Annotated in this window: 18 protein-coding genes and 1 pseudogene; 12 read left to right on the top strand and 7 right to left on the bottom strand. The window is 58.3% G+C overall.

Features of this window, described 5'->3' with window-relative positions; all coding sequences use genetic code 11:
* Window positions 1-37 precede the first annotated feature (37 nt).
* The 11 genes from ACZYR5_RS11400 (at window position 38) to ACZYR5_RS11350 (ending at window position 13,249) form a co-directional block, all read left to right on the top strand.
* Window positions 38-1,015, top strand: coding sequence for an NAD(P)H-dependent flavin oxidoreductase (locus tag ACZYR5_RS11400; protein WP_489089785.1), 978 nt, complete (start codon window positions 38-40; stop codon window positions 1,013-1,015).
* A gap of 83 nt (window positions 1,016-1,098) precedes the next feature.
* The gene (locus ACZYR5_RS11395) at window positions 1,099-1,830 is read left to right on the top strand and encodes a 2-keto-4-pentenoate hydratase (RefSeq protein ID WP_223503283.1); all 732 of its coding nucleotides are present in this window, start codon (window positions 1,099-1,101) and stop codon (window positions 1,828-1,830) included.
* A gap of 119 nt (window positions 1,831-1,949) precedes the next feature.
* Window positions 1,950-3,809 (top strand): feruloyl-CoA synthase, encoded by a 1,860-nt coding sequence (locus tag ACZYR5_RS11390; protein ID WP_489089786.1) that lies wholly within the window; start codon window positions 1,950-1,952, stop codon window positions 3,807-3,809.
* Entirely contained in the window at window positions 3,806-4,747 is a 942-nt protein-coding gene (locus tag ACZYR5_RS11385) for an acetaldehyde dehydrogenase (acetylating) (protein WP_320402509.1), read from the top strand. Before ACZYR5_RS11390 ends, ACZYR5_RS11385 begins: the two co-directional genes overlap by 4 nt.
* Window positions 4,748-4,757: 10 nt before the next feature.
* Window positions 4,758-5,786, top strand: a complete 1,029-nt coding sequence (gene dmpG, locus ACZYR5_RS11380; RefSeq protein WP_489089787.1) for a 4-hydroxy-2-oxovalerate aldolase — start codon at window positions 4,758-4,760, stop codon at window positions 5,784-5,786.
* A 36-nt stretch (window positions 5,787-5,822) separates the two neighbouring features.
* Complete coding sequence (locus ACZYR5_RS11375) at window positions 5,823-6,827, top strand: CDP-6-deoxy-delta-3,4-glucoseen reductase (protein WP_320402511.1); 1,005 nt, start codon at window positions 5,823-5,825, stop codon at window positions 6,825-6,827.
* 142 nt (window positions 6,828-6,969) lie between these two features.
* Window positions 6,970-8,253 (top strand): OprD family porin, encoded by a 1,284-nt coding sequence (locus tag ACZYR5_RS11370; RefSeq protein WP_320402512.1) that lies wholly within the window; start codon window positions 6,970-6,972, stop codon window positions 8,251-8,253.
* A gap of 226 nt (window positions 8,254-8,479) precedes the next feature.
* Window positions 8,480-9,517 carry a branched-chain amino acid ABC transporter permease gene (locus ACZYR5_RS11365; protein WP_320402513.1) on the top strand — a complete coding sequence of 346 codons (1,038 nt, stop codon included), beginning with the start codon at window positions 8,480-8,482 and terminating at the stop codon, window positions 9,515-9,517.
* Entirely contained in the window at window positions 9,517-11,283 is a 1,767-nt protein-coding gene (locus tag ACZYR5_RS11360) for a branched-chain amino acid ABC transporter ATP-binding protein/permease (RefSeq protein ID WP_489089788.1), read from the top strand. The genes ACZYR5_RS11365 and ACZYR5_RS11360 overlap by 1 nt, the downstream gene beginning before the upstream one ends.
* Entirely contained in the window at window positions 11,280-12,044 is a 765-nt protein-coding gene (locus ACZYR5_RS11355) for an ABC transporter ATP-binding protein (RefSeq protein WP_489089789.1), read from the top strand. Before ACZYR5_RS11360 ends, ACZYR5_RS11355 begins: the two co-directional genes overlap by 4 nt.
* Window positions 12,045-12,112: 68 nt before the next feature.
* On the top strand, window positions 12,113-13,249 hold the full coding sequence (locus ACZYR5_RS11350) for an ABC transporter substrate-binding protein (RefSeq protein ID WP_320402516.1): 1,137 nt from the start codon (window positions 12,113-12,115) through the stop codon (window positions 13,247-13,249).
* A gap of 130 nt (window positions 13,250-13,379) precedes the next feature.
* Here ACZYR5_RS11350 and ACZYR5_RS11345 read toward each other — a convergent pair.
* Window positions 13,380-13,880, bottom strand: a pseudogene (locus ACZYR5_RS11345) (integrase arm-type DNA-binding domain-containing protein); the annotation flags it as partial.
* 179 nt (window positions 13,881-14,059) lie between these two features.
* On the opposite strand from ACZYR5_RS11345, the gene ACZYR5_RS11340 reads away from it, so the two are divergent.
* The gene (locus ACZYR5_RS11340) at window positions 14,060-14,848 is read left to right on the top strand and encodes an aminotransferase class III-fold pyridoxal phosphate-dependent enzyme (RefSeq protein ID WP_489089790.1); all 789 of its coding nucleotides are present in this window, start codon (window positions 14,060-14,062) and stop codon (window positions 14,846-14,848) included.
* Between the two features lie 380 nt (window positions 14,849-15,228).
* Here ACZYR5_RS11340 and ACZYR5_RS11335 read toward each other — a convergent pair whose 3' ends face one another.
* The 6 genes from ACZYR5_RS11335 to ACZYR5_RS11310 all read right to left on the bottom strand — a co-directional run bounded on the left by ACZYR5_RS11335 (window position 15,229) and on the right by ACZYR5_RS11310 (window position 24,264).
* The gene (locus ACZYR5_RS11335; protein WP_489089791.1) at window positions 15,229-16,206 is read right to left on the bottom strand and encodes a WD40/YVTN/BNR-like repeat-containing protein; all 978 of its coding nucleotides are present in this window, start codon (window positions 16,204-16,206) and stop codon (window positions 15,229-15,231) included.
* A 14-nt stretch (window positions 16,207-16,220) separates the two neighbouring features.
* The gene (locus tag ACZYR5_RS11330; protein ID WP_489089792.1) at window positions 16,221-18,581 is read right to left on the bottom strand and encodes an efflux RND transporter permease subunit; all 2,361 of its coding nucleotides are present in this window, start codon (window positions 18,579-18,581) and stop codon (window positions 16,221-16,223) included.
* Between the two features lie 67 nt (window positions 18,582-18,648).
* Entirely contained in the window at window positions 18,649-20,511 is a 1,863-nt protein-coding gene (locus ACZYR5_RS11325; RefSeq protein WP_110660165.1) for a DUF1302 domain-containing protein, read from the bottom strand.
* A 21-nt stretch (window positions 20,512-20,532) separates the two neighbouring features.
* Window positions 20,533-21,888 carry a DUF1329 domain-containing protein gene (locus tag ACZYR5_RS11320; RefSeq protein WP_489089793.1) on the bottom strand — a complete coding sequence of 452 codons (1,356 nt, stop codon included), beginning with the start codon at window positions 21,886-21,888 and terminating at the stop codon, window positions 20,533-20,535.
* An 88-nt stretch (window positions 21,889-21,976) separates the two neighbouring features.
* On the bottom strand, window positions 21,977-22,996 hold the full coding sequence (locus tag ACZYR5_RS11315; protein WP_489089794.1) for an NmrA family NAD(P)-binding protein: 1,020 nt from the start codon (window positions 22,994-22,996) through the stop codon (window positions 21,977-21,979).
* A 266-nt stretch (window positions 22,997-23,262) separates the two neighbouring features.
* Window positions 23,263-24,264, bottom strand: a complete 1,002-nt coding sequence (locus ACZYR5_RS11310) for a helix-turn-helix domain-containing protein (RefSeq protein WP_206606783.1) — start codon at window positions 24,262-24,264, stop codon at window positions 23,263-23,265.
* Window positions 24,265-24,501 lie beyond the last annotated feature (237 nt).

The following is a 24,501-nucleotide window of genomic DNA, read 5'->3' as shown; positions in this document are numbered from 1 at the left end:
CAGACCTGCACGTGCACCCATAACAAGAGAAATGACCATGAGCGTCAACAGCCGTTCCTTGAGTGCCCCCCAGCAGAAGTTGCTGGATCTGTTTGCCGGTTTACCCCTGCCGGTTCTGGCTGCCCCGATGTTCCTGGTTTCCGGGCCGCAGCTGCTCAATGCTTGTTGTCAGGCTGGTGTAGTCGGCAGCATGCCAGCGCCCAATGCACGTACCGTCGAGCAACTGGACAAGTGGCTGGCGCAGATTGTTGTCGAGCGTGAGGCGGCTAAAACACTAGGCCAGGTCTGGGCACCCTGGATGCTGAACATGATCGTGCACAGCACCTACGATCGATTCGAGTCTGAGTTGGAGCTGGTCAAACGCTACCAGCCGCCGATCGTTTCCACGGCCTTGGGTAGCCCTAAGCGCGTGCTGGAAACTGTTCATGGTTACGGCGGCGTAGTGATCGCCGACGTCATCACCCCAGCCTTGGCACGCAAGGCTGTCGATGCGGGTGTCGATGGTCTGGTATTGGTCTGTAACGGTGCCGGCGGCCATACGGGGAGCTACAACCCTTTTGCCTTCGTAGCGGAAGTCCGTGAGTTTTGGGACGGGCCGCTCGGTTTGGCCGGTGCAGTTTCGAACGGGCGCGACATCCATGCGGCGAAAGTCCTGGGCTGCGATTTCGCCCTGGTGGGCACCCGTTTGGTTGCGGCGCACGAGAGCCTGGTCGAAAACGCCTACCGCGACATGCTGGTGGACTGTTCCATGGATGACGTGGCTACAACCACAGCGGTCAGTGGCGTATTGGCCACCTGGATGAAACCCTCGCTGGAAAAGGCCGGTATCGACCCTGCCGCCGACAATCGCACCGCCATCGATTTTTCCGGTGACATTGCCTCCGCCAACAAGGCTTGGAAACACGTTTGGTCAGCGGGGCAGGGCGTAGGGCAGATCAAGCGCCGCTACAGCGTCGCCGATTTAATTGAAGAGCTGCATTTGGGTTATCGGGCCAGCCTGCAACGCGCACATTGAGCGCCCACCATCACCTGTTGAGGAGTTATTCCGTGAAGCAAGATTCCATCCAGGCCGCCGCTTCGCTTCTGGCACAAGCGCGCATGATGCGAACCCCATGCGGCCGCATTTCCGAACGCTTTGAAATTTCCACCCTGGCTGATGCTTATGCCGTACAGGAGCTCAATACCCAGGCTGCGCTAGCCGCGGGGCGCCGTCTCAGCGGGCGTAAAATCGGCTTGACCTCTCTGGCGGTGCAAGCGCAGCTGGGCGTCGATCAGCCAGACTTCGGCATGTTGTTTGCCGACATGGAGTACGGCGATGGCGATGCCATTGACAGTTCCCGCCTGATCCAGCCCAAGGCCGAGGGGGAGATCGCTTTCGTGTTGGGGCGTGACTTGCCCAACCCTGACACCACGCTGGGCGAGCTGATGAGCGCGGTGGAGTACCTGGTTCCGGCGCTGGAAATTGTCGATTCGGCGATCGAGAACTGGAAAATCACGCTGGTCGATACGGTCGCTGACAATGCTTCATCGGGGCTCTACGTGCTTGGCAAGACTCCCGTGCGCCTGGCCAATCTGGACCTCGCGCTGGAAGGCATGCTGTTGGAGAAAAATGGTGCTCAGGCCTCGATCGGTGTGGGCGCTGCCTGCCTCGGCAACCCGCTGGACGCCTGCCTGTGGCTGGCGCGGACCATGGCCGAATTTGGTCGTCCATTGAGGGCCGGCGACGTGCTCTTGTCCGGTGCTCTGGGCCCCATGGTGCCGGTGACACCCGGTGACAGCCTGCGCTTGAAACTGACCCGTCTGGGTGAAGTGAACTGCCGATTCGTATGAGTGCTGGTCAATGACCCGTGTCATTGGAAAGGGCGCCGGTTTTTTGAACCTGCACCTGTAACAACAAAAATAATAATGATGAACAACAGACATGTCTGTTGATCTCGTGAGGGCGTGCCGTGTACGACTTTTTCGACGATCCTGCCAAGCTGGCACCTGCTCGAGTGACTGTCGAGCCAGGTGAGGCGGGCAGTTTTATATTGCGATCCCCGGAACCTCTGCAACCCTATGCCCGTTGCATCGGCCAGTGGTTGGAGCGTTGGGCGAGTGAAGCCCCGCAACGTCCTTATCTGGCCGAGCGCCGCAACGGCGTCTGGTTCACTCTCAACTACAGCGAGGTTCGCCAACGCGTCGGCGCCCTGGCCCAGGGTTTGCTAGAGCTCGATACGACGCCCGGTCGTCCGGTACTGGTGTTATCGGAAAATGACATCGACCAGGCCTTGATTACGCTGGCGGCCATGCATGTCGGGATTGCGGTGGCCACCGTGTCGGTCGCTTATTCGCGCAATACACAGAGCGGCTGCAGCAAGCTGAAGTCTATCGTAGCGCAGCTGCAACCCGCATTGATCTTTGTCAATGATGGCGACACTTATCGCCGCACAATCGAACTGATTCAACCGGACTGTCCCGTGGTGGTTGCACGCAACGCCCAGGCCATTCCTGGTGCGCTACCGCTACCCTTGCTTTACCGGGTCGAAAGTGCGCAAGTCATGGAGGCCTTTCTGCGCCTCGATGGCGATGTCCCGGCCCGTTACATGCTGACCTCCGGCTCCACTGGCACACCCAAGGTGGTCATCAATACCCATCGCATGTTGTGCGCCAACCAGCAAGCAATCGCCCAATGCTGGCGATTCCTCGAAGGCAGTGAAATGGTCGTGGTGGATTGGCTGCCATGGAGTCATACCTTCGCCGCTAACCATAACTTCAACATGGTGCTGCGCAATGGCGGCACGCTTTATATCGATGATGGTTTGCCAGTTCCCGGGCGTATCGAGCGGACGGTGGAAAATATCAAATCCGTTCAGCCGACTGTGTTCTTCAACGTCCCTCGTGGGTATGAAGCGCTATTACCTTATCTGGAACGCGACGAGGAGTTGGCGCAAGCACTTTTCGGCCGCCTTGACATGTTGTTCTATGCCGCTGCGGCTTTGCCACAGAACACCTGGGATCGGTTGATGGCCCGTGCGGGAACGGTGCGTGACAATCCCCTGTTCTTTACCAGCGAATGGGGCGCGACCGAAACCTCTCCAGTGCTCACCAGTGTTCATTACCGCTTGGACAAACCAGGCAACATCGGCCTCCCGGTACCAGGCGTCGAAATCAAGTTCGTGCCCAGCGGCGACAAGCTGGAGATGCGCGTACGCGGACCCTCGGTGTTTCAGCAGTACCTCAATGACCCACAAGGCAGCCGTCAGGCGTTCGATGAAGATGGCTTCTATCAGATTGGTGATGCTGGTCGACTACTCGATCCCGAGTGCCCGCAGAGGGGCATCGTATTTGATGGGCGGGTCACCGAAGACTTCAAATTGACCACCGGCACGTGGGTCTCCGTCGGCACGCTGCGCCCACGGCTGGTGAGTGCCTTGGCGCCTTACGCTTCTGACTGTGTGATTTGCGGTCACGATCAAGACTTTATTGGCGCTTTGATCTATCCAACGCCGTCGTTGCGCGCCTTGGCCGATGCCGCTGGCAAGCGAATGACCGTTGAGCAACTGGCTATGCAACCTGCTGTTCGCCAAGCCCTGAGTACGGGCTTGCAAGCACTGGCCCAACAGTTTCCTGCGTCCTCGCAGCACGCGGTGCGCCTGGTCATCCTCGACTCACCGCCGAGCCTCGATGATGGGGAAATTACTGACAAAGGTTACATCAATCAACGTGCAGCACTTGGTCTGCGTGCTGATGCGGTCAAGCGTCTGTATGCCGAAACGCTGGACCCGGCCGTGATCCTTCTCGACGAAGCTTATGGAGAAAGAAAATGAGTTCCAGAAAACTGAAAGTCGCCATCATCGGCTCCGGCAACATCGGCACCGACCTGATGATCAAGGTCCTGCGTAACGCCGAGCACCTGGAAATCGCCGCCATGGTTGGCATCGACCCGGCCTCCGACGGCTTGGCCCGCGCTCAGCGCATGGGGGTGGCCACCACCCACGAAGGCGTTGAAGGCTTGACCCGTATGGACGTGTTCAAGGACATCGACTTCGTTTTCGATGCCACCTCGGCCGGTGCCCACGTCAAGAACGATGCGTTCCTGCGCTCGATCAAACCCGACATTCGCCTGATCGACCTGACCCCGGCTGCCATCGGCCCGTACTGCGTGCCGGTGGTGAATCTGGAACAGAACCTGAATCAGCTCAACGTCAACATGGTCACCTGCGGCGGCCAGGCGACGATTCCTATGGTCGCGGCCGTGTCCCGCGTGGCCAAGGTGCATTACGCCGAAATCGTCGCTTCGATTGCCAGTAAATCCGCCGGTCCCGGCACCCGTGCCAACATCGACGAATTCACCGAAACCACCTCCAAGGCCATCGAAGTGATCGGCGGCGCCGCGAAGGGCAAGGCGATCATCGTGATGAACCCGGCCGAGCCACCACTGATGATGCGCGACACGGTGTTTGTGCTGTCCGAAGCGGCTGACCAGGCGCTGGTCGAGGCCTCCATCGTCGAGATGGCGGCCGCCGTGCAGGCTTATGTGCCGGGCTATCGCCTGAAGCAAAAAGTCCAGTTCGACGTGATTCCAGAAGATGCGCCGCTGAATATTCCGGGCCTCGGCATATTCTCCGGACTGAAGACTTCGGTGTTCCTCGAAGTCGAAGGTGCCGCCCATTACCTGCCGGCCTACGCCGGTAATCTCGACATCATGACCTCCGCTGCCTTGGCCACCGCCGAGCGCATGGCGCAGTCGATGCTGAACGCCTGAGGAGACCGACATGACTTTTAATCCCGGCAAAAAACTCTACATCTCCGACGTGACCCTACGCGACGGCAGCCATGCCGTTCGCCATCAGTATTCTCTGCAGAACGTGCAGGACATTGCCCGCGCGCTGGACAAGGCCAAGGTCGACTCGATCGAGGTCGCCCACGGTGACGGCCTGCAAGGTTCGAGCTTCAACTATGGCTTCGCCGCGCACACCGACCTGGAGTGGATCGAAGCGGCCGCCGACGTCATCAGCCACGCGAAAATCACCACCCTGTTGTTGCCGGGTATCGGCACGATGCATGACCTGAAAGCGGCGTACAACGCCGGAGCACGAGTGGTGCGCATCGCCACTCACTGCACCGAAGCGGATGTGTCGAAACAGCACATCGAATACGCCCGTGAGCTGGGCATGGACACCGTTGGTTTCCTGATGATGAGCCACATGATCCCGGCCGAGCAGTTGGCCGCCCAGGCCAAATTGATGGAGAGCTACGGCGCGACTTGCGTGTACATGGCCGACTCCGGTGGCGCGATGAACATGCAGGACATCCGTGACCGCTTCCGCGCCTTTAAGGCGCAGCTCAAGCCTGAAACCGAAACCGGCATGCATGCGCACCACAACCTGAGCCTCGGCGTGGCCAACTCGATCACCGCCGTCGAAGAAGGCTGCGACCGCATCGACGCCAGCCTTGCGGGCATGGGAGCTGGCGCCGGTAATGCGCCGCTGGAAGTGTTCATCGCCGCGGCCGAGCGCCTGGGTTGGAACCATGGCACCGATCTGTACACCCTGATGGATGCCGCCGATGACATCGTTCGTCCGCTGCAGGATCGTCCGGTACGCGTTGATCGCGAGACGCTCGCGCTGGGTTATGCCGGCGTCTACTCCAGCTTCCTGCGTCACGCTGAAATCGCCGCCGCCAAGTACGGCCTGAAGACCCTCGACATCCTCGTCGAGCTGGGCAAGCGGCGGATGGTGGGCGGTCAAGAAGACATGATTATTGATGTTGCGCTGGATCTGCTGGCGGCACAGAGCCGTTGATCTTTCATCTCTGAGTGAATGAGCAAGAGAAATGCCATGACCTATCACGTAGATATTCAACCATCGGGGCAACAATTCGATCTGGATGCGAGCAAGACCATCCTGGACGGTGCTTTGGCTGACGGGCTGATGCTCAAGCACAGTTGCCGTGAAGGAACGTGTGGCAGCTGCAAGGGCAGGGTGGTGAGCGGCAGTGTCGATCATGCCAACAGTCCGCTGGAGGTTCTGAGCGAAGAGGAGCGCGCCGCCGGATTGGCATTGTTCTGCTGCGCCAAAGCGACCTCGGACCTGACCATCGATGCCCCGGAAGTGACTGAGCTGCGCGGTATTTCCATTCAGCAGACGGCCGCCCGCGTGGCCAGCATCGAAAAGGTCGCCGACGATGTAATGGTCGTGCGACTGATGTTGCCGCCCACGGTAACTTTCAACTATTACCCTGGCCAATATGCGCAAGTTTTGCTCAAGGACGGTAGTCGTCGAAGTTATTCGATGGCTACTCGTTCGACAGTGGACAATCAACTAGAGTGGCATATCCGTCATATGCCAGGTGGCAGTTTCAGTGGCCATGTATTCAATACATTGAAACCGCGCGAACTGCTTCGTCTGGAAGGCCCTTATGGTTCTTTCTATCTGCGTGAGAATGATCAACCGATGATCTTTCTCGCCAGTGGCACCGGTTTTGCGCCGATCAAGGCGTTGCTGGAGCAACTGCGTGAACAGGGTAATAACACACGTCCAGTTTATCTCTATTGGGGTGGCCGGCAGCGCAAGGATCTCTACCATCATGAGCAGTTGCTCGAGTGGGAGGCCGAATTACCCTGGTTGAACTACATCCCGGTGCTCTCGGAACCGAATGATGCCTGTCAGTGGCAAGGCGCTTGCGGATTTGTACACCAGCAGGTCCTGTCCGACTTTGCTTCGTTGAAGCGTTTTGAAGTGTATGCCTGTGGAGCACCGATCGTCGTGGATTGCGCCCGTCGAGACTTTATAGCGCAGCGAGAGTTGCTGGAAACCAATTTCTACGCTGATGCATTCGTATAACCGCAACAACGTTAACTAACGGATTAGAACGAGCTACACCCGAACTTTATTGGGCACGCCTGCGTGGTCGCTCAACAGGTTCGGGGGCAGGTACACGCCAGCAGTAAGGACCCGTTCAATACTAATAAAAACAGAGAAAACCATGAAAGCTCAAGTTCGCGTTCCCTCGAGTATCGCTGTTTGTTTTGTTCTCTCCGTTCTTGCTGGGCATGTAAGGGCAGCCGGTTTCGTTGAAGACAGTAAAGCCAGTCTGACGATGCGCAATTACTACTTCGACCGCGACTACAAAGGCACGTCCGCGCAATCGGCAGCCCGCGAGTGGGCCCAAGGCTTCATTCTCAAATACAGTTCGGGGTTCACCCAGGGACCTGTGGGTTTCGGAATAGATGCCGTGGGGCTATTGGGCGTCAAGCTCGATTCATCGCCGGATCGTACGGGCACAGGTTTGCTGCCATACGACGTGCCCAGCCGAGAACCTCGCGACGATTACTCGGAGCTTGGCCTGACTGGCAAAATGAAAATCTCGAAGACGGAACTGCAAGCCGGGACCATCAGTACGTTCCTGCCAATCGCCTTCGCCAGCCCCACGCGTTTGTTGCCGCAAACCTTTCGTGGTGCCTATTTGCGCTCGCAGGATCTGGACAACCTGACCTTGAATGCAGGCTGGTTGGACCGCATTAATCTGCGCGATTCCACCAGTTACCAAAAAATGACCGTCGCATCGCCCAACGGTCGTTTCAACCCTGCCGCCGAATCGGACCGGTTCGTCTTTTTGGGCGGTGATTACAAATGGTCCGATAGCCTGACGTTGAAGTACTACCACGCGGTGCTGGACGAAATGTATCGCAAGGACTACTTCGGCTTCGAGCAGATACAGCCTATCGGTCCCGGGAAGCTGAAGACGGATGTGCGCTATTTCATCACAGGGGAAGACGGAGCGGCCAAGGCTGGGCACGTCGACAATCGCAACCTGGGGATGATGTTCACTTATTCGGTAGGCGCCCACAGCCTGGGGGCCGGTTATATGCAGCTCAACGGCGCTACCGCCATGCCTTATCTGACCGGGACCGAACCCCTGGTAGTGTCCGAAGGGTCGCTCAGTTCCGAGTTCCTCAACCCCAAGGAGCGCAGTTGGCAAGTGCGCTACGACTACGATTTTGCGGGCGTCGCAGTGCCGGGCCTCAAAGGCATGGTGCGCTACCTGGAAGGCAGCAATATCCAACTGCCGACGGCTTTGGGTGGCGATGGCCTGAGTGAAAGCGAAAAAGATGTCGAACTGTCCTACGTCGTGCAGTCGGGCACATTCAAAGGGGTCAGCTTACGTCTGCGTCATGCCTGGTATCGCAATGATTTCGCCCCGGCGGCTTCCTTCCGCGATGACAACGAGACGCGGGTGAACATCGATTACACCTTGGCGCTCTGGTAGTCCAGGCAGCGCCTGGCCGAACGGGCGCCTGGCCGCGCCCGCCCACCCCAACAAGAACAACAACATTGGATTACTGATCATGCAGCAGCGTGGATGCGACGTTCCGACACATCGAAAACGAATGGCCGCGGCGCCTCTCCCTAACCGTCCTTCCGGTTATTGCACCTACAGCGCTCCGCACTCCGAAGCCACATCCGTCCTGCTCGCATTCCACTGAGGGTCACTCATGGACTTTTCAATTCTGGCATTTCTTACCCAGGACGGGCTGACCACAGGCGCTATTTATGCATTGGTGGCTCTGGCACTGGTTCTGGTGTTTTCGGTTACTCGCACGATCCTGGTTTTCCAGGGCGAGTTCGTGACCTTCAGCGCCCTGACACTAGCCACGCTCCAGTCCGGACTTTTGCCCGGCACGTTGTGGTTGTTGATCGGTTGCTCAATCGCGGCATGCCTGCTCGACAGTGCAATCGCATTGAAACAGCGGCAACCATGGCAATTGCCACGAATCGCGCTCAGCTACCTGGCACTGCCACTTGCATTGCTTGTAATACTCAGCACTTTTGACCTGCAAAGCCTTCCAGGACTGATAAAAATCATTGTTGCACTGGCGATCGTTACACCGTTGGGACCATTGCTATACCGGCTGGTCTATCAGCGCGTTGCCCAAAGTTCGGTATTAGTGCTGCTGATCATTTCGGTCGCTGTGCACATCGTGCTGATCGGGGCCGCCCTGTGGATGTTCGGTGCTGAAGGGGTACGAACTGAGGCCTACAGTGATGCCGGTCTGATGCTCGGTGAACTCTCGATCAGCCTGCAAAGTTTGCTGGTGGTTGGTTGTGCGTTGCTGTTGATCGGCCTGCTTTACGTTTTCTTTGGCCACAGTTTGTATGGCAAAGCCCTGCGAGCCACTGCATTCAATCGCACTGGCGCGCAACTGGTGGGCATTCCCACTCAACTCGCCGGCCAAAGCGCTTTTGCGCTGGCAGCCTTCATTGGGGCAATTTCCGGAATCCTCATCGGCCCACTGACAACGTTGTATTACGACTCCGGTTTTCTCATCAGCCTCAAGGGCTTCGTTGCCGCAATCATTGGCGGTCTGATCAGCTATCCATTGGCCGCCGCAGGTGCCTTCCTGGTAGGCCTGCTGGAGAGTTTCGCGACCTTCGGGGCATCGGCTTACAAGGAGGTCATCGTTTTTACGCTGGTCATACCCGTGTTGCTCTGGCTCTCGCTGAAACACCCCAACATTGAGGAGCAACACTAATGGCCCGTCGTCTCATACCGCTGTTTCTTCTGCTGTTGGTTGCCTGTATCGCGCCTCAGGTATTGCCGGCTTTTTATGTCAGCCTGTTTAACTACATCGGCTTGTACAGTCTGGTTGCATTGGGCCTGGTGTTGTTGACGGGGGTCTGCGGCCTGACGTCGTTCGGCCAGGCAGCATTCGTCGGCATCGGGGCTTATGCCACCGCTGTGCTCAGTACTACGCTGGGGTTATCACCCTGGCTAGGGCTTCTGGTCGGTTTGAGTACGACCTTTGTCGTCGCCTTGGTACTCGGCCTGTTGACCCTGCGCCTGGCGGGTCACTACTTGCCCATCGGCACCCTGGCTTGGGGATTGGCAATCTATTACCTGTTTGGCAATTTGCCCGGGCTGGGAGGTTTTGGTGGCATTCAAGATCTGCCAACCATCGCTTTATTTGGCTGGCGGATCGACAGCGCAGCGGATTTCAGCCTTCTGATCGGAGTCTTGCTGATCGCCAGCATCTGGCTGCTCGACAACCTCCTTCACAGTCGTCAGGGGCGCGCCATCCGGAGCCTCAAGGAAGCGGGCGGCATGGCCGAGGCCATGGGTGTGGACACGGCACGCAGCAAATTGATCGCATTCGTGCTGGCAGCGCTGCTCGCGTCGCTATCCGGCTGGCTCTACGCGCACATGCAACGAGTGGTCAACCCGACACCGTTTTCGGTGAACATGGGTATCGAATACCTGTTCATGATTGTCCTGGGCGGCACTGCAAGCCTATGGGGCGCGCTGGTTGGCGCAGCGCTTCTGACTTTGATCAAGCAGGCGCTGCAGGACGTTTTGCCGCTGTTGTTCGGGCACGCCGACAACTTCGAAATGATTTTTTTCGGCCTGTTGGTGATTGTTGTACTGCAGTATGCCCGAGGCGGTCTGATGCCACTTTTGCGCAATAGCCTGCCGACACTTCGCCCGTCCATCCTGCCCGTCGCCGATGCACCCGCATTGCCCCGGCGCCAGCCGCCCACGGCTGGCTCCCCGCTGCTGATAGCTGAAGGCCTGGTGAAGCGTTTCGGCGGGCTTGTCGCAAATAAGGATATGAGCCTATCGGTCAAATCAGGCGAAATCACAGCGCTGATCGGCCCGAACGGCGCAGGCAAGTCCACATTGTTCAATCTGTTGTCCGGGGTACTGCCTCCCACTGCCGGAGAGATCCTGTTTCTGGGTCAACGCATTGACGGCCTCCCACCACGCAAAATCGCCAGGCTAGGTGTGAGCCGTACCTTCCAACACGTGCGCCTGCTACCGGAAATGAGTGTTCTGGAAAATGTCGCGCTGGGCGCCCATAGCCGGGCAAACGCAGGGCTGCTGCGTTCACTGCTGCACACAGAACGCGAGGAGGAAAAACGGATCCTGGCTGAAGCTGCGCGACAAATCGAACGCGTCGGATTGGAGCAATTCATTCATGCCCCTGCTGGCAGCCTCGCTCTGGGACAGCAGCGCATTGTCGAGATTGCTCGTGCCCTGTGCAGCGATCCCTTGCTGTTGCTCCTCGACGAACCCGCGGCGGGTCTCCGCTATGGCGAAAAACAAGCGTTGGCCGGTCTGCTCGAACAACTGCGCCGCGAAGGGCTGGGCGTGCTGTTGGTGGAGCACGACATGGACTTCGTCATGCGTCTGGCTGACCACGTCGTAGTGATGGAGTTCGGCCAGCGCCTTGCTGCCGGGCCCCCCGATGAAATACAGGACAACCCGGCAGTGCTGGCCGCTTATCTCGGAGGGGTGGAATGAGCCATCTACTGCAAGTTCGTAATCTGTCGGTCAGTCATGGCAAGGTCGAAGCCGTGCGCAAGCTCGACCTGCATGTCGAGGAAGGCCAGATCGTCAGCCTGATCGGCCCGAATGGAGCGGGTAAAACCACCTTGATGGCAGCCCTCATGGGCTTGCTGCCCGCTAGCGGCGAAGTGCGCTACTTGGGCCAACCCCTGTTGGCCCATAAGGGCGTTGCGCAACGCGTTGGCCTGGGCATGGCGCTGGTGCCGGAAAGCCGTGAATTGTTCGGCCCGATGAGCGTGGAAGACAACCTGCGACTGGGCGCATTCAGTCGGCATCGTCGCGGTCTGCGGGATCACGACCAAAGCCTCGATGAAGTGTTCGGTTTGTTTGCGCGACTGCATGAACGTCGGCACCAGGCCGCCTGCACGCTCTCCGGCGGTGAGCGTCAGATGCTTGCCATTGGGCGCGCATTGATGGGCAAACCCCGATTGCTGATGCTCGACGAACCCAGCCTGGGTCTTGCTCCGAGGGTGATCAACGAGACGTTCTCGATTATCGAGAACCTGCGGCGCAGCGGCGTTTCGATTCTCTTGGTGGAGCAAAACGCAAGAGCTGCGCTCAAGATTTCGGACTACGGGTATGTCATGGAACTAGGCGAATTGGTTCTGGAAGGTCGAGCTGAAGACCTGGCGCAGAATCCAAAAGTCGTTGAGACCTACCTCGGCCGTAAACCCACTACATTCGGCCCCCCAAAAACCGAGGTGGTCGATGCTTGATAAAAGCAAAAACCTGCTGATCAAAGTCCCCCGCACATAGAACAACAACAAAACTACCTGGAGCTTCCATGAAACGCCACATCGCCTTGTTTTTAGCTGCATCGATGACAACAGCCGCTCATGCCGACCTCTCGATCGGCATCATCCTTTCGACAACCGGGCCCGGTGCCTCTCTGGGCATTCCAGAACGTAACACCGTGCAACTACTGCCCAAACAGATCGCCGGTCAAACCGTTAATTACATCGTCCTTGACGACGGTAGCGACAGTACCGCGGCCACCAAAAACGCTCGCAAACTGGTGAGCGAAAATGCGGTTGACCTGCTGATCGGTTCCACCACGGTGCCAACCTCCTCGGCGGTCGCCCAAGTCGCCAAGGAAAGCAGCACAGCGCAGATCGCCCTTGCTCCTTACGTCCCGCCAAACAACGAAAATCGCTGGATCTTCACGATCGCTCAAACCAATACCCTCATGGCCAAGGCGCTCATCGAGCACATGCAGCACAACGGCGTAAAAACACTGGGCTACATCGGCTTCAACGACGTCTGGGGTGAGGACTGGTTCAAGGCCCTCGGCGAACTGGCTCCCGCAGCCGGTATCACACTGGTGCGCGATGAGCGTTTCAACCGTACTGACTCCTCTGTCAGTGGCCAGGCGTTGAAAGTGATCGGCATACGACCTGACGCAGTGCTGATCGGTGCTGCCGGCGCTCCTGCTGCGCTGCCCCATACCGAACTGCGCAGGCTCGGCTACAAGGGCGCGATTTACCACACTCATGGCGCTGCCAATAGCGCCTTCCTGCGGATCGGGGGCAAAACCCTCGATGGGGCCATCCTGCCCGTCGGTCCGGTAGTGGTGTGGGACAAGTTACCGGCCAATCATCCCTCCAAGGCTATCGCGAGCCAATACGCCCAAAGCTATGAAGCACAGTTTGGTCCCAATAGCCTTTCTCCTTTTGGCGCCTACTTGTATGACGCCATGCGCCTGCTGGAAGCCGCGGTTCCGGGTGCACTGCAAGCCGCCCAGCCCGGAAGCCCCGAGTTCCGTCAAAGCTTGCGTGATCAGCTTGAAAAAACCGACAACGTTGCCGGCACCCATGGAGTTTACAACTTAAGCCCAACTGACCACTTCGGGCACGATGAACGCGCCCGTGCGCTTGTCAGCGTGCAAAACCAGCAATGGGTTCTACTGGACGGTCCTCAATAAAGACATTTATCTAGTCCTAAAACAGGTATGCACCTGTTCCACCACAATGCCTGATGCACTCCATCGGGCATTGTGTCTGGGCGCCAGTTTGTAGCGCCATGTTTGGCAAGCGTCTCACGCAGTTGCCTCCGATCAGCGCTCGAACATCGTGTTCGGACACACTGTTCACTGCTGTCCTGCCCAGTGCCGGGAATAGGTCCTTGTTAAAGCGTCGTTGCAATTCAGCATTGCCATCTTTACGCGCCACGCCATCCAACAGCCAGGCCTTCGCCAAATCTTGGACCGTCAGTGTTTGCATCTTCGTCGTTTTTACTTGTTCGGCCTCTACGTTAGCCGCGGCGTATGCCTGTGCCTTGGCGGTTTTCTTGTGCTCGTTGGGATTGATCTGCTCATCAATGAGTGCCCGTGCCTGGTTGCGGGCCTTGCGGATGTCCGTCAGGGATTTGCGTGGCCAGGACCCGCAGGCGTATTCTTTATTCTGGTCGCCCCACCGATAGCAATAGAAAAAGCTGACCGACACGCCGTCCTTACGCAGGGAAATTCGACCTGCGAGATTGCCATCTTCCCGGAGGATGCGGCCGGCATCGTTGGCGGTCAGCGACTCGAGTTCTTTGATGGTAGTTTTGGCCATAAAACAGACTCCCCCTACTTTTCCCCCCACAAAAACGTCGGCTCTTGATGGACGTTACTGGACTCTTGTAGAGCAGAACACCGCTGGAGCTCAAGTAAATACTAGCTTAGAAAAATCCAGAGTAAAATTTTGGAATCTTTCAAGAAGTATGAAAAAGGAGATGGGGTGCTAGGGGTCGAGTGTTCGAATCACTCCGTCCCGACCATATAATTCAAGGGGTTGCGAGATTTTATCTCGCGACCCCTTTTTATTTTTGGTCGTTTTTACCCCTACAAAACGACTGGCTCTGGGTGGAATCTTCAGCTGATACCAAGGTCGGAATTTTCCCCGTGGGCTTTAGTCCCGGCTTGATAAGTGAGTTGAGGACGGTTTTTGGGTTCATTTCTGTCACGCGTTACCGGCGCTATTGGCCGATTGCTGCCCTTCAGAAAGAATGGCTATCCAAACAGCTGTCGTCCTCCTATCAGCCCATTGCAGCCATATTGATTAACGACGCTGTTTACCAAGACATTGCCGACCAGAGCCATTCGATTGGCACCTTAGGGTATGGCTTCACTGGTAGCGGGCACCCGCTAGCTACTGCAGTCGCCCTGGAGAATCTTACAATTATCGAAGAGGAGGGCCTGGTTCAGCATGCTGCTGAAATGGGGATTATCCTTCGCAAGGGGCTTCAGCAGTTTGCTGATCATCCAATGGTTGGTGAGGTTCGTGGTGTGGGGTTGATTGCTGCCGTTGAGTTGGTAGCCGACCGGCACACAAAAGAGCCTTTTCAGGCTGTTGGCAGACTCGGGCGGTATCTGTCCTCTCAGACCCAGGAACGTGGAATGATCAACCGAGTCATGGGAGATGCATTGGCATTCTGTCCTCCGTTGATCTCAACGGAGAAGGATATCAATGAAATCCTTGGAGTTTTTGCGGCTTCTTTGGATGCGACACAGCACTGGTACCTCGAATACACTGCACAGTAGTTAACGCCACTCACTACAGGCAGAGCCGGAATGCCGGAGTCCTCTGTCCAGCAGCTTCATACCCGCTGCTATCAGGCGTGGAGCGATTAGTGTCAAGGTGCAATAGACTGGCACGGTGGCGAGAAGGGAGCGTCGAGTGATCATGGTGATTTTGGCCATGAAATGGATTCCCCCTACTGTTCCCCCCCCAAAAAAAAACGTCAGCTCTTGGTGGACGTTACTGGACTCTCGTAGAGCAGAACATCGCTGGAACTCAAGTAAATACTAGCTTGGAAAAATCCAGAGTAAAATTTTGGAGGCTTTCAAGATGTATGAAAAAGGAGGATCACCGCAAGGCAAATGGCCGCGTTCTGTACAGGCACTGGGTCGGCCTGAGCCACTCATTGCCGCGATGACAGCCGCTGATGCAACACACCCTGTGGACTGAACAATGTCAATTGATCGTCATCCACAGCCAGCAGCGCAGAAAGGTTCAAGCGGTCTTCACGAATCGCGGTACTGAAATGCTTTAGGTCAGCATCCGCGACGCTCACCAGCCCACCATTACCAACCACCACCACGCGGCCATCGGCCAACTGGATCACGGCGGTGATCGCCTCCTGGCTGCCGCTGTCCAACTCGCGCCAGGAATCGCCGCGGTCTTCGCTGAGCAGCACCCGCCCGCTCATGCCAGCCAGTAGCACGCGGCCGTCGCGCAATGTGATGCCGCTCCATAACGAGCCACTGACGCCGGTATGCAACGTCTCCCATGTCACACCGTTGTCGCGCGAGCGGTACGCGTTGCCGCCCTCCGCGGCGATGAACAGGCTGCCATCCGGTGCGCAGAAGATGTGATTGAGGTGATAGTCATCATCGTTCGCACCCAGGCTCAGGCGTTGCCAGCTCTGACCACCATCCTGGGTCTCGCTGGCGTAGCCATAGGCACCGGTGACTATGCCGTGGCGGGTGTTCTCGAACCAGACGGAAAGCAGTACGGGTTTGTCTTCCAGGTGCTGCTGCAGAGTCCAGTTCTCGCCCGCATCGCTGGTGTGCAACAGCACGCCGCCATGACCGACCGCCCAACCATTTTTCGCGTCGGCGAAACTAACCGCGGTCAGCAGCGTATCGACAGGAACCGCGCTTGCTTGCCGCCAGTCCTGTCCCCCGTCGGAGAGCGCCACGACGCCATAATCGCCCACCGCGACCAGGCGCCCACCGGCCTGGCTCACCGCCACCAGCGGGGCGTGTTGTGCTTGGGTTTGGGTTTGGCGCATGGCGGGAGCCCGTTCAGCAGCACGGCTGTAGAGGACCATGTTGGCGCCTGCCAGCAATGCGCAAACCAGCAGCAAACGCACGGGAGTGAAGTCTCTCTTGGGCATTTCGTGTCCTCCAATCAGTGCGCAACCAGAGGCGCGCAAACCGGCCCCCGACGCGGAATCAGCACATCCAGCATCACTGCGATGGCCGGTAACAGGGTGATCGCCATCAGCATGTTGACCATGAACATGAAAGTCAGCAGTAGCCCCATGTCAGCCTGGAACTTCAGCGCCGAGAACGACCAGGTGGCCACACCGATGGACAGGGTGATGGCCGTGAAGATGGTCGCCACGCCGACCTCGCGCAGCGCCAGCTTGAAGGCGTTGGCGATGTCCAGCCCCTCAGCCAGGTGCAACTGCAGACGGTTATAGATGTAGAAGGCGTAATCCACGCCGATGCCGACCGCGAGCACCATCACCGGCAAAGTGGCGACAGTCAGGCCAATATCCAGCGCCTTCATGAAGCAGTAACCGAGAAAGGTGGCCAAGGTCAGCGGCAGGCAGCAGGCGACCATCGCTCGCCAGTCGCGGTAAACCACAAAGACCAGCAGCACGATGGTCAGGTAGACGTAGAGCATCATCGGTAGCTCGGAGCTTTCGACGATCTCGTTGGTGGCCGCCTGCACCCCGGCATTGCCACTGGCGAGGCGCACGTTCACCCCCGCCATTGGGTGCTCGGCGCGGTATTGCTGAACGGCCTCCACCACGGTTTTCAGGGTGCTGGCCTTGTGGTCGGCCAGGTACAGGTTGACCGGCAGCAAGCTGCAATCTGCGTTGTACAGCCGCAGCCCCTCGGGTACCTGGCGCACCGCTTCACCGAGTGACAGCTCATCCGCCGGTAGCGCCACCCATTTCGGATTGCCCTCGTTGACTCCGGAGGCCGAGAGCTTGGTCAGTACAGGCAACGACTGCGCCGAGAGAACACCCGGCACATTGGCCAGGTACCAGGTCAGCCGGTCGATGTAGGCCATCACCTCGTGCTGGTAGCAGCTGTTCTTCGGCGTTTCCACCGCGACTGTGAAGAGATCCAGGCCGAGACCGAAATGGCTGACCACGCTTTCCACGTCTTTGTTATAGCGCGAGTCGATATGCAGCTCCGGCGCGCCCGGCAGGACATGGCCGACATGCCGACCCTGGCTCTGCCACACGGCGGCGACCAGCAGCACCAGACACAGCACCGCCCCGATTGCCGCATTACGCGTCTCGGCGATGCGCCCGAGCTTGAGCATGGCGCCGTCACGCCCGCGGCGAAGTCGATCGACGCGTGTCACATAGGCCTGATCGAAGCGGAAATAGCTGGCCAGCACCGGCAGCATGATCAGGTTGGTGACTATCTTGTAGGCCACCCCAACCGAGGCGGTGATCGCCAGTTCGCGAATCATTGGGATTGGCACCAGCACCAGCGTAGCGAAGCCGACGAACGCGGTGATCAGCGCCAACGTGCCGGGAATCAGCAAGCCGGAGAAGCTGCGGCGCGCGGCGGTCATGCCATCGACGCCGGCGCAGACCTCCTTGGAGATGAAGTTGATCTGCTGCACGCCATGGGATACGCCGATGGCGAACACCAGGAAAGGCACCAGGATCGCCAGCGGGTCGAGGCCGAAGCCGAGCAGCGTGATGGTGCCGAATTGCCAGACCACCGACACCAGCGAACAGCACAGCGGCAGGAAGGTCAACGCCCAGGAGCGGGTGTACCAATAGACCGCCAGCACGGTGAGCAGGAACGCCAGGGCGAAGAAACCCATCACCGACGTGGCGCCAGCGCCGATGTCGCCCATCTGCTTGGCGAAACCGATGATTTGCACCTCGTATTGGTCGTCGCCGTACTTGGCCCGCACTTCGTCCTCCAGGCGCTGGCTGAACTCCAGGTAGTTCAGGCGTTGGCCGGTCTGCGGGTCAGGATCGGCCAGCTCGGCCAGCACCATGGCCCCGGAGTAGTCGTTGGCCACCAGGCTGCCGACGAAGCCGCCGACCAGGGTGCGCTCACGAATGCCGGCGATGGCCTGGTCGTTCAGAGTGGCCACGGTGACGTCGCCCCCCACCACATCCTCGGCCTTCATACCCTCTTCGGTAATCTGTACCGCGCGGGTGTTCGGGGTCCACAGCGAGGTCACCGTGCGGCGGTCGATGCCGGGCATGAAGAACAGGGTCTGGGTCAGGTCGTTGAGCTTGGTCAGCGCCTCCTTGTTCCAGATATCGCCGTCCTTGGCGTGCAGCACCACGATGATGCGATTGGCGCCGAACAGCACGTCGCGGTACTGGTTGAAGGTCTTGATGAACTCGTGCTGCTGCGGCAGCTGCTTGTCGAAGCCGGCAGACATGCGTAGCTGCGCGGCGAAGCCGCCCATCACCAGGGTAATCAAGGCCAGCACGCCGAGGGTGGCAAGACGATTACGGAAGAAGAAGCGCTCGAGGCCGAGCACCAGGGAAGTCAGCATGGTTATGCCTTCCTGAAATTACCAAGCGAACGGAGCAGGGCGGGACTGGCCCGCCTTACGCCGGCGGTCAGAACGAGTAGGAGATGTTGCCGCTGATGAAATCGCGGTCAGTCATCAGGTTGTTGTCGCCGCCGCCCCAGTACTGCACCCACTGCAGGCCACCCTTCCAACGGTCGCGGTAGTTGAACAGCAAGGCGCTGGTCAGCGACTTGCGGCCCTCGACGAACGGCGATGCGTTCGGCGTGGTGCCGTTGACGTCGTGGTAAAAGTCCAGCTGCGGCGTGAGGGTGATACCGCTACCGAACGCATTCGGGTAGTTGATGCCCATCTCGGCGACGTATCCCCAGGAGGTTTTGTCCGGCAGTGAATAGTCCGGGAGCAGGTATGGCGTCTCGCCCGAGGTGTCCAGATCCGGATAGTGTGTGACGACCGCCTCGGCTAGCAGGAAGCCATCGGAGGCGCCCAGGCTCCTGGGAATGAAGCCCAGCGGGTCGCTGGCGGAGAAGCTGTAGACGGCATTTACATGCGCCTGCCATTTCTTCTCTTCGACATAGCCCTTGCTGACGCCGTTGTCGTACACGCTGAATTCATTGAACTGGCCGGTGAAGGCGGCGCCAAAGGGCACCAGGGGATCAATGCTCACGCTGTCGTTGGGCCGGTAGGACAGCTCCGCGCCGACAGCCACCGGTCCCACCATGGTGTTCATCGACAGGCCGAACAGATTCTTGTCTTCGCCATAGTTGATGAAGTAGTTATCGACCAGCAGGGTATCGGGGGAGCGGGTGGCCGTGTAGCCGACGAAGGGCAACTTGTCATGGTAACGCTGGTAGAACACGCCGAACTCGGTCTCGATCTCCTCCGCCGTCCAGCGTAGGGCGATGCCGTACTGCCCACTGTTTTTCGCTTCACGCCTGCCGGCGTAGGGAATCGCCAGCCCCGTGGCGAACATCTGTTCGTCGCTCAGGCCGCTGATGCCTGGCGCGCCGCAGCGTCCCGTGGGCGTCAGGTCGGCGCAAGTCAGGCCGAGCAAGGGGCTGAAGACATTGTTGACGAAGCTGGTCGAGAGGTAGATCGGCAGATTGCCTTCACCCACCACATCGCTCCCCGAGTAGTAGGTGCCCACCGGGTCGATGCCATAGGCGTTCCACTTGAACTGGTAGTAGGCCTCAACGCTGAGGGTCTCGCTCAGCCCGAGGTTGAACGAAGCCATAGGTGCCGGGATGAACACCTCCTTCAATTGGGTGCCGGGGGTGTGGTAGTTCGCAAGGTTGATGGCGTTGATCTGGTTGATGCCACCGGTCACGAAGATTTCCTCGCCCCAGCTGATCACCTGGTTGCCGACCTTGACCTTGGCTGGCATCTCACCCAGGTCGAAGCTCTTCGCCACCCAGAGGTCGAGCAACTCCAAGCGCTCGGTGGCTTCGCGCCTGGCGTCGTTGTCCAGGTCGGTGTTTCGGGTGTCATCCATCTTGAAGTCTTTCGCCCAGGCGACCCGGCCGAGTGCGCTCCAACCCTCACCGAGTTTCAAGCTCAGCTCATGGTTGCCCTTGATCACCTGGGAGAAGACATCGTGCTTGTTGTAGTTGAGGTTGCCATCGTCAGCATTGCTATAGCTGATATCGGCGTTGGCGTAGCCATTACCTTTGCTCAGATTGTAGAAGCGCCCGGTCTGAGTCTGGGTGCCGTTGTTACAGCCACCGCTGTCGCCGCCGAGGATATGGCAGTCCTGCGGCTCCAGGCGCTGAGCGAAGCCATAGGACAGACTCGAATCCAGGCTGCCGGATATCCCCGCGTCCGAGCCGAATCGAAACGCGTGGCCCGGCGCGCTCCAGACCAGGCCGCAGGCCGCCATCATCACCAGGGGCAGGTTGTTTTTGACACGCGGGAAGCCCGGCGCGGCAAGGGCCGCGCCTTTATTTTTGTTATGCATGAGCTTTTCCTCAGGTCGGACTTAACGTTCGCCGCGGCGACGCAGTTCGTCGGAGTTGAACATCTTGTCGTTGACCCGGCCTTCGAGGCCTGCGGTCAGGTCGAGCACCTTGCCTTCCTGGGTAAAGCCGTCGGCGATGTAGCGACGGGCGATCAGGTCATAGCTGACGTACTCGATGGAGGTGCATGCCTGGATCTGTGGATTGGCCCAGACGCTGCCTTCCTGGGCACGCCAAAGATTGCCCTTGGCGTCGAACATATCGACATGCAGCAATGCCCAGCTGTCCTCGTCGAAGTAGAACACCCGCTTGGCCAGGGAGTGACGCTTGTCAGCTTTCACCGTTGCCTCCACCACCCAGACCCGGTGCTGCTCGTAACGCTGCACATCACGATTGAGGTAGTCCTGACCGATCAACTGCTCATAGTTGTTCGACTTATCGACCAACTTGTAAGAGTTGTACGCAACAATCATTTCCTTTTTGCCGGCCAGCTTGTAGTCGTAACGATCGAGCGCACCGGTGTACATATTGATCTGGTCAACGTAGTAGAGGTTGTCGGAGCCAGCAATCGGGTTGTCGTAGGCAAAGGAGGGGGCACGCCGCACGCGGCGTTGGCCAGGGAAGTAGATCCAGGCATCCTGCGGCTTATCCAACTGCGCATGCACCAGGTACATCTCGCCTGCCCGGGACGAGGGTGAAAGCAGGTCATACATCAGCTTGGCTTCGATATTGCCGGTATCTGCCGGGGCTTTTACGGCCGGGTCGTTATAGGGGTAGAACTCGTAGGATTTCTGCTCGACTTGCGTCAGCGTCCCCCCTTTGTCCCGCATCAGAAACGCGGCATCGAATTGCCGACCCTTGGCGATGTAGCGCAATTTGTAGTTCCACATCGCCTCCACACCGCTGACTGGTAGCGGAAACGGAATCGCCTCGCCGGCCGCGGCTTCCAACTGCCAACCGTCAGCGCCAACCTTGCTCTGTGCGGCGAATTGTTTGGTGCGCTGCGCCACGGCGTCCGGGAAGGTGCAGCTGCGATGTGTCGGATAAACGTCCACGCGGTAGCCGGGATAGGCCTTGATCAGTTCAATCTGTCCGGCGGGCAACTTTGCCTGATGTTGAGCGAGATTCTGTGCATTGACGCTGAAAAGCACCTTGTCAGCCCCATAGGGGTCACCATGGCCGGGCTCCCAGCCAGCCGGGGCACGGGCCAGGCCTCCCTCCCAGGCCGGGATGCTGCCATCCACGGTGCCAGCCCGCTCCGCACCGAAGGGGGTGAGTTTTTTGCCGAGTTGCTCCAGTTCAGCTGAAGTGGCCGCCTGTGCCGTGCTCAGGCCCCAGCATGCAAGCAGGGCGCTAAACAGCAAAGTCCGTTTGAACATGCTATTCACGAGGTGTCTCCTATTATTGTTAGAGGTCGGAGCGCAGGGCTGGGCGGAGTTCGCACAGCTTTCCAGCGGCGCCAGTGAATCAGATAAACAGGGTTCGATTGGCTATCAGATAGTCGCGCAAGGCCATGGGAGGTCGACCGGTCAACTGCGCAAAGCTGTCGGTGACAGGAATGTCGAGGTAATCGCGGGTTTCATGCCGGAAGTAGGTCATGAGCAAATCAAAGGCCTCTCCGGTGGCGGTGCGCAGGGGCTGGTCATCGTCCACCATCGTGACCGGCTCACCGATCACTTCGCCCAGTAGCTCGGCGAGTTGGGTAAAGTCGATGCGCTCAGTGCCGGTAAGCAGATACTCGTGACCCACATGGAGTGCGGCATCGCTTGCCAGGATCCTGGCGGCTGCTGCGGCAACGTCGCACTCAGACAACCACAGGCGTGATGCATGGGTGGCCTGCGGCATGGCCAGGCGCCGGTGTTGTTTCACCTCGGCAGCCAGGAACCAGGGCACATTGAACATCAGCCAACTGGCAACATTGAGGTAGGTCATGGGTAAGCCACTGGCATCAAATAGTGGCTTCGCGACAACCGAGAGGTTGGCCCCACAGCGGGTGGCCAGAATGTCCGGCTCCAATTGATCAGCCGTCAGCCCTGGCGGGAGGGAGATCAAACGCAGTACCTGGGCAACACAGCCGGCTTCCTGAATGGCGTTAATCAGGTTGGGGGTGACAATATTTTCGTCGGTGTAAAAATCCGGCGAGACAATAAATACCTTGTCTACGTCGGTAAAAGCGGTGGGCAGACTACCGGGGTCGTACCAGTCGGCCTTAAGTACTTCAGCCTGTGGATGCAGGGCACGCAGTAAGTCGCACCCGGCGTCGCGGCTGCTGGTCAGACGTAAGTTTATAGCTGGGTATTTTACCGCCAGTGCTTGAGCGGTCAGTCCACCAATATTTCCCGTGGCACCCAGAATGAGCACTCTGCTTGTTTTGTTCACAGTCAATAAGTCCTGATGATTTATTAAATATTCAGCCTTGCCGGTAACGATGGAATGACCACTGACGCCCGCGCAAGTTGTAGTGGTGCATAAAATCTCAATGCGCATTGCAACGCGTTGGTTCGATTATTTGTGTGGTTGTGGCGCAGGCGTTAGCCAAAAATCGCAGTGTTTACGATGTTTGAATTATTGCCGGGCGCACTTAACCGATGCTTCGGCGACACGTGTTGCGCGCGTGCAGAATTAGCGCCGGCCAGTGAGTGCTCCAGCGCTCATCTTCATTTGATAAATAGCTATGTATTCGAAAGGGGCATTACTGGGCGAAAGGTTAGTGCATTGGAATAGCGGGCTGGTTAGTCAGGAGCAACATCACGTTAACTGGCATAACGTCGGCGCGTCTCGGATGGCAGATCGCCGAACAGGCGCTTGTAATCTGCGCTGAAATGCGACGGATGCCAAAATCCCCAGCGCGCAGCAATATCCAGCACGGAAGTCTGTGGCCCGCCAGACTTGATGTCCTGCCGCACATAGTTGAGTCGCAACGCGCGTAGGTAGGCCACTGCGGTCATGCCCAGGACGTCCTGGAATGCATATTCAAGGGTGCGTGAGCCAACTCCCAGATAGTGACAAAGCCTGGCAATGGTGAAGCTCTCACCCTGGGGGTCGTGAAACAGGTATTCACGCGCCCGTGCAACCAGGGCATAGCGATGTTTGGGCATGGCGAATGCGCACAGTTTGTCGCCGTTGCCAAGCAACTTGAGCACTTGTGTGTAAATGGATTCGGTCAGTGAGTCCTGTGCATGCTGGTGCTGCAAGGCGCCTGGGTTGTTGAGCAGAACGGTCAGTACGGTTTGCAGAAATGTTTGCAGCTGCGCAGCCTGATCTGGCATGACCTTTAGAAAGGCGGTTTTATCAAGGCTGCGAGCGACATCGGCATCTTTGATTTGATCGGCATAGGCAGTAAAGACATCAGTGTCGAAGCTTAGGGTCAGCAAGTCGCTTGAGTGTGCTGTGTAGTAGGTGAAGGTTTCATCCTCGGCAAAGCAGACGATTTCCCGGTGATTGACTTCGGTGCCGCTGAACAGGGCAGGTTGGGATAACGCCAGCGGCAGGGCAATAGAGCGCGAATTGGCTTTGGTGGCGAATTTAACGCACATGCGCTGGGAGGTGATTTCGCGAAACAGTTGCATGCCGGCAAAGCTCACCAGGCTGCAGCGTCCGGCAAAGAATCCGTTGCTCAACTGCTGGACCTCGCTGGACCAGCCAGGCAGGGTCGCGCCATAGTCATCAACGTCATGCAGTTCTGCAACGCTGACGACGACGGGATCAGTCGCGATCAATGGAGTAGGGGAGCAAAGGCCGCCGCTGGTGTTCACTGGCAATCTCCTTGGACAACATACGATTCCTGGCGGTTACTCCGCCGAGCACTAGGCGCCTTTATCCCATGCGGCGCGTATCACCACTACTCCTGTAATCGCCCATCGTGCTGAAAGTGCACTGACGATCGGTCTCGCGCAGCCTAAGCGATTGGCAGTGCCAGCGTTAGCCAATAAACGCAATTTACTCTATGCGGATATTGGGTAACACCTGGCTGGGCGTTGATCTGACACTAC

Source organism: Pseudomonas sp. F007 (genome assembly GCF_057814275.1).
This window is presented reverse-complemented; position numbering and strand designations above follow the sequence as displayed.